Below are 5722 nucleotides of genomic sequence, written 5' to 3' on the forward strand. Positions count from 1 at the left end.
AGGGCGGCAGCAGCGCCCGGCCGGCGATATGCAGCGGATCGCCGGCGGAGAGCATCGGCGCGAACAACGCCACGAGCACCAGAGCCACAAGGATGCCGAGCCCGATCGCGCCTTCCGGCGTCCGGATGAGATCGCGAAGGAGCCTCATGAATTGGGCTCCGAGGCACCGACGCGAGGGTCTAGAGCTGCATAAACGAGATCGACGAGGAGATTGACGCAGATGACCAGCACGGCGCTGACAACGATGATGCCCATCAGCAGTGGTGCATCGCGGCCGCTAACCGCTTCCTGCGCCAGCCGGCCGAAGCCCGGAATGGCAAAAATGCTCTCGATGACGACGCTGCCGCCGAGCATGGCGGCCGATTGCAGGCCGAGCATGGTGACGAGCGGCAGAAGCGCATTGCGCGCTACATGGCGCAGCACGATGCGGCTGCGGGAAAGACCCTTGGAGCGGGCGAACAGCACGAAATCTAAGGTCCAGGCCTCCGCCATGCCGGAGCGCATCACCCGCAGGAACAGCGCCATGTAGATCAGCGCAAGTGCTGCGACCGGCAGGACGAGGTGCCGGACGATATCTAGAGTGCGGGCAAGGCCCACCTTGCCGGAGGCGATGGTCTCGATGCCCGAGGTTGGCAGCCATCGGAGCTGCACCGCAAAGACGATGCTGAGAACCAGGCCGAGCCAGAAGCTCGGGATCGCGTAAAGAATGAGCGAACAGGTGGAAAGCATTCTGTCCATTATGCTTTCAGGCTTTGCACCGGCGACGATCCCGAGTGCGGAGCCCAAGCCGAAGGAAAGCGCCGTGGCGCTGCCCATCAGCAGCAGCGTGTTTGGCAGGCGCTCAAGGATGAGGTCGAGAACCGGTCGTCCGAAGGCGACCGACCAGCCGAGATCGAGCCTTGCAAGCGAGGAGAAATAGAGCCATAGCCGGGCGAGCATCGACTGGTCGAGGCCGTAGGCCCGGCGCAACGACTGGGCGACCGTCGCGTCGCCGCCGCCGATCGACAGGAGATAGGCATCCACCGCATCGCCGGAGGCGGATTCGAGCAGGAGGAAGGTCAGGACGACGACGATCAGCAGCACCGGAATGCTGCTGATCGCGCGACGTCGGATCAATCGAAGGGCTCGGTTCACGCCAAAAAGCGCCTCTTTATCGGATAGTTCGTCAAGCCTATCACGATTTCAGCGCGGTATCCGACCAGTTGGACACCGCCCAGCGCGGATTGTTCGAGACATTCTGCACCGTATCGCGCGCCACTGTGATGAAGCCCCATTCGGCTACGTTGATCAGCGGCAGGTCGGTAGCGACGATCTTCTGGAACTTCTTATAGAGCTCCGTACGGGCCGCGGTATCGATGGTTTCGGAGGCCTTGGCGATGATGCCGTCGAGCTCCTCGTTCTCGTAGCCGCCCTGGTTGGAGAAAGGCACGCCGGCCGGAATACCGGACTGGACGAGGATGGTCGTCGAGATCGCCGGGTCGCCGCGGAAGACCGGTGGGCCGATGGCGAGATCGTAGTCGTGATCCGTATAGACCGCCTTCTGGTGGGCGGCGGAATCGGCGTTGATGAGCTGCGCATCAATGCCGACCGCTGCAAGCGCCTGGCGGAGGTAATCGCCGAACTGCTTGGTCTCGTTGAAATAGGGCGCCGGGCGCAGTTTCAGGGAGAAGCGTGTGCCATTGGCGCCCTTCTTGTAACCGGCTTCGTCGAGCAGAGCGTTCGCCTTGGCGGTGTCGAAAGCGTAGGTCGGCACGCTGGCATCATAGAATTCCGGCGCATTCTTCGGCACCGGGCCGGTGGAGGCAGCGGCGTAACCGAGGAAGATCGTGTCGACGACGAATTTCTTGTCGATCGCATGGGCGATCGCCTGGCGCACCTTGACGTCACCGAGCTCCTTGCGGCGATGGTTGATCTCGACCACGAGCTGGTAGGTCAGCGCCTCATAGCCCTTGGAGATGACCTTGATGCCCGGCACCTTGGAGATGCGGGCGAGATCGGTGAGCGGCACGGCCGAGAAGGCTGCAAGCTGGATTTCCTCCGCTTCCAGTGCGGCACCTGCGCCGGCGCGATCCGGCAGGGCGCGGAAGATGATCTCGTCGAGCTTCGGCTCGCCCTTGCCCCAGTAGCCGGCATTCTTGGTCAGGCGGTAATATTCGCCCGGCTTGTATTCCGTAAGCTTGAACGGTCCGGTGCCGACCAGCTTCACATTGGCCGGGTTGGTGGCGATGTCGGTGCCTTCATAGAGATGTTTCGGGACGACGCTGCTGACCACGGGCAGGGCGTTGCGGATGAGCTGCAGCGGTGTCGGCTTGGAGAACTTGAAGACCGCGGTTGTCGCGTCCGGTGTCTCGACGGCTTCGAGATTGGCGAAGACGAGGCGGCCGAGGTTCTGCAGCGGCTTCCAGATGCTGAGCGCCGAATAGGCGACGTCGGCGGAGGTGAACGGCTTGCCGTCATGCCATTTCACGCCTTCGCGCAGCTTGAAGGTGACCGACTTGCCGTCAGCTGAACCTTCCCAGAAGGTGGCGAGACGTGGCGCGAGGCCGTCCTTGCCGTCGAACGAAGCTTCGGCCAGCGGCTCGACCACCTTGCTCGCAATGAAGAACACGCCGTTGGAGGCGACGATCGCCGGGTTGAGGTTTTTCGGTTCCGAGTCGGCTGCAACGACCAGCCGGCCGCCGGCGGCGGTGCCTTGAGCAAGGGCGAAATTCGGAAGTGCCGTCGAGGCGAGCAATGCACCGCCTGCCTGCAAAAGGGTCCGTCGGGGTAGGTTGGCGATCGTCATTGCTCTCTCCTGCATCCAGCCATTTTTCAGCATATTGCCAGCGAAATGAACGGTCGCACAGGCAGGAAATTCCTCTGTGGGGCATTCGGGAACAAATTCTTGGGCGCGGAGGGGTGGAAGGTGAATTTTCCATTGCGCCATAAAGGCTTAGTGCCGGGTCTCCAGCTTGTTGCGAAGGGTAGCGAGGATCTCCTCCGCGAGCGGCGTATCGCCGACCGCGCGGGCGAGCGTCATCCCGCCGACCATCTGGGACAGGACGACGATCGACTTGCGACGCTTATCCTCGTCCCCATTGCCGTCGATGATCTCCTGCAGCAGCTGGAGGTGGTTTTCGATGCCTTCGGCGAACACGGATTGCACCGCTTCGCCCTGCCGGGAGGCGTCGGCGCAGAGAGAGGCGAGAGTGCAGCCCTTGGCTTTGAAGATCAGGTTCGGCCGGGACAGATACATGCCCGCGATCGCCTTGAGCGCCTTGTCGCGGGTGTGTCCGATCGTCTGCCGCCAGTTCGCGGCATTGAGCGCCAGCGCCTGGCGCGTTGCCTCGGCCGCCAGGTCCACCTTGGATTTGAACTGGCCGTAAAATCCACCATGCGTCAGTCCCGCCGCCTTCATCAGGTCGGCAATGCCGATGCCGTCAAAGCCGTATTCGCGGAACAGTTCGCCCGCTTTCAACACCACGCGGGCGCGGTTTTCCTCGGCTTCCTGGCGGCTCACCTTCATCGTCTTCTCCTTCGAATACCTTGACTCTTATATTTGGATTGTCATTTAAAGGAGATAAATGATGATCAAAATTTAAATCGAGGTGAAACATGCCGGCAAGACCGAGCGACAGAATAGTGATCACCGGCATGGGCATGGTCTCACCACTTGCCAGCGGCGTGGAAGCCACCTGGAAACGCCTGATCGAGGGCCGCTCCGGCCTGCGCCGGCTCTCCGACGAGATGGTGCCGGATATCGACGCCAAGGTCGGCGGCGTGGTGCCCGGGATCGACGAGGACGAGTTCGGTTTCAATATCGACCTCGCGGTGCCGCACAAGGAGCGCAAGAAGATGGACCGCTTCATCACATTTGCGCTTGAGGCTTCGCGGCAGGCGCTGGAGCAGTCCGGCTGGGTCGCCGATACCGACGACAAGCAGGACCGCACCGCGACGATTATCGCCTCCGGCATCGGTGGGTTCCATTCGATCGCCGAGGCGGTGCGCACGGTGGACGCCCGCGGCGCCGGCCGGCTTTCGCCCTTCACGGTTCCATCCTTCCTCGTCAACCTCGCGGCCGGCCATGTCTCCATCCGCTACGGCTTCAAAGGGCCGATCGGCGCGCCGGTGACGGCCTGCGCGGCAAGCGTCCAGGCGATCGGCGACGGCGTGCGGATGATCAGGAGCGGCGAAGTCGATGTCGCGCTGTGCGGCGGCACCGAGGCCTGCATCAACCGCGTGGCACTTGGCGGATTTGCGGCGGCACGTGGTCTCTCCACCGCCTTCAACGATACGCCTGAAAAGGCGTCTCGGCCGTTCGATGCCGCGCGTGACGGTTTCGTCATGGGCGAGGGCGCCGGCATCGTCGTCATCGAGACGCTTGAACACGCGCTTGCGCGCGGCGCGACCCCGCTCGTCGAAGTGGTCGGTTACGGCACCAGCGCCGATGCCTATCACCTGACCGCCGGTCCGGCCGATGGTTCCGGGGCGAAAAGGGCGGTCCAGCGGGCACTGCAGATGGCGGGCCTTCAACCCGAGGCGATCGGTTATCTCAATGCGCATGCCACATCGACACCGGTGGGTGACGCGGGCGAGCTCGCGGCGATCAAATCCGTCTTCGGCACCAGTAACGGCCCGGCGATCTCCTCGACCAAATCGGCGACCGGCCATCTGCTCGGTGCGGCCGGCGGGCTCGAGGCAATCATCACCGCGCTCGCATTGCGCGACGGCATATTACCGCCGACCCTCAATCTCGAAGATCCCGATCCGCTCGCCGAAGGGCTCGATCTCATCGGTCCGCAGGCGCGTCACGCGGAGGTCGAATATGCGCTGTCCAACGGTTTCGGCTTCGGCGGCGTCAATGCCAGCGTCATCCTGCGCCGCTTCGACGAAAACGCAATTTAGGGAGAACCGCCATGTCCGAAGTCGTCATCGTCCAGCCGCTGCGCACCGCGATCGGCAAATATAACGGCTCGCTCGCCGGCATACCGGCCGTCGATCTCGGCGCTGCGGTCATCCGCGAGACGATCGCGCGCTCCGGCCTCAGCGCCGCCGAGGTGGCCTCGGTCACTATGGGCAATGTCGTCCAGGCCGGCAACAGGATGAACCCGGCGCGGCAGGCGGCGATCCATGGCGGTCTGCCGGTCTCGGTCCCGGCGGTCACGGTCAACCGCGTCTGCGGCTCGGGCGCGGAAGCGATCGCTAGTGCGGCCAAGGATATCTGGCTCGGTCATGCCAAGGCGGCGATCGCCGGCGGCATGGAGAACATGGACCGCGCGCCCTACCTGATGAGCGGCGGCCGCTGGGGTTATCGCATGGGCCATGCGGAAATTTTTGACAGCATGCTGCTCGACGGCCTTCACGATGCGTTTTCGGACAGACATTCCGGCTGGCATACGGAGGACATGATCGCCTCCCAGCAGATCAGCCGCGCGGATCAGGACCGCTGGGCGGCGCGTTCGCAGCAGCGTTTCAGTGCCGCTCAGGCGGAGGGCAGGTTCGCAGCCGAGATCGTCGGCGTCGATCTTCCGGTGAAGGGCGGGGTCAAAAGTTTTGGGGCCGACGAAACGCCAAGGCCGGATACGACGATAGAGGCGCTTGCCAAACTCAAGCCGGCCTTCCGCGACGACGGCACAATCACCGCCGGCAATGCACCCGGCCTCAACAGCGGTGCGGCGGCGATGATCGTCGCGGATCGGGCCTTTGCCGAAGCCAAGGGCCTGCGCCCGATGGCGCGGCTGGT

Annotated in this window: 5 protein-coding genes and 1 pseudogene; 2 read left to right on the top strand and 4 right to left on the bottom strand. The window is 63.7% G+C overall.

Features of this window, described 5'->3' with window-relative positions:
* The 4 genes and pseudogenes from MOV61_RS27810 to MOV61_RS27825 all read right to left on the bottom strand — a co-directional run.
* A pseudogene (locus tag MOV61_RS27810) lies at positions 1-148 on the bottom strand (ABC transporter permease); the annotation flags it as partial.
* Positions 145-1134: an ABC transporter permease gene (locus MOV61_RS27815; protein ID WP_247037695.1), complete on the bottom strand. Its 990-nt coding sequence runs from the start codon at positions 1132-1134 to the stop codon at positions 145-147. The pseudogene MOV61_RS27810 and the gene MOV61_RS27815, both read right to left, overlap by 4 nt.
* 40 nt (positions 1135-1174) lie before the next feature.
* Positions 1175-2785, bottom strand: a complete 1611-nt coding sequence (locus tag MOV61_RS27820; RefSeq protein ID WP_247138901.1) for an ABC transporter substrate-binding protein — start codon at positions 2783-2785, stop codon at positions 1175-1177.
* Between the two features lie 147 nt (positions 2786-2932).
* On the bottom strand, positions 2933-3505 hold the full coding sequence (locus MOV61_RS27825; protein WP_247138902.1) for a TetR/AcrR family transcriptional regulator: 573 nt from the start codon (positions 3503-3505) through the stop codon (positions 2933-2935).
* An 89-nt stretch (positions 3506-3594) separates the two neighbouring features.
* Between MOV61_RS27825 and fabF the strand changes: the two genes are divergently transcribed.
* Both fabF and MOV61_RS27835 read left to right on the top strand, forming a co-directional pair.
* Entirely contained in the window at positions 3595-4884 is a 1290-nt protein-coding gene (gene fabF, locus MOV61_RS27830; protein WP_247138903.1) for a beta-ketoacyl-ACP synthase II, read from the top strand.
* Positions 4885-4895: 11 nt separating this feature from the next.
* The coding region (locus tag MOV61_RS27835; protein ID WP_247138904.1) for an acetyl-CoA C-acyltransferase at positions 4896-5722 on the top strand (827 nt) is incomplete at its 3' end.

It is taken from the genome of Neorhizobium sp. BETTINA12A (assembly GCF_023006485.1).
Taxonomy (GTDB): domain Bacteria; phylum Pseudomonadota; class Alphaproteobacteria; order Rhizobiales; family Rhizobiaceae; genus Neorhizobium.

What these genes read in the sequence shown, in the direction of transcription:
- MOV61_RS27820 (WP_247138901.1), bottom strand. Translation starts at nt 2,785, where the DNA reads ATGACGATCGCCAACCTACCCCGACGGACCCTTTTGCAGGCAGGCGGT.
- MOV61_RS27825 (WP_247138902.1), bottom strand. Translation starts at nt 3,505, where the DNA reads ATGAAGGTGAGCCGCCAGGAAGCCGAGGAAAACCGCGCCCGCGTGGTG.
- fabF (WP_247138903.1), top strand. Translation starts at nt 3,595, where the DNA reads ATGCCGGCAAGACCGAGCGACAGAATAGTGATCACCGGCATGGGCATG.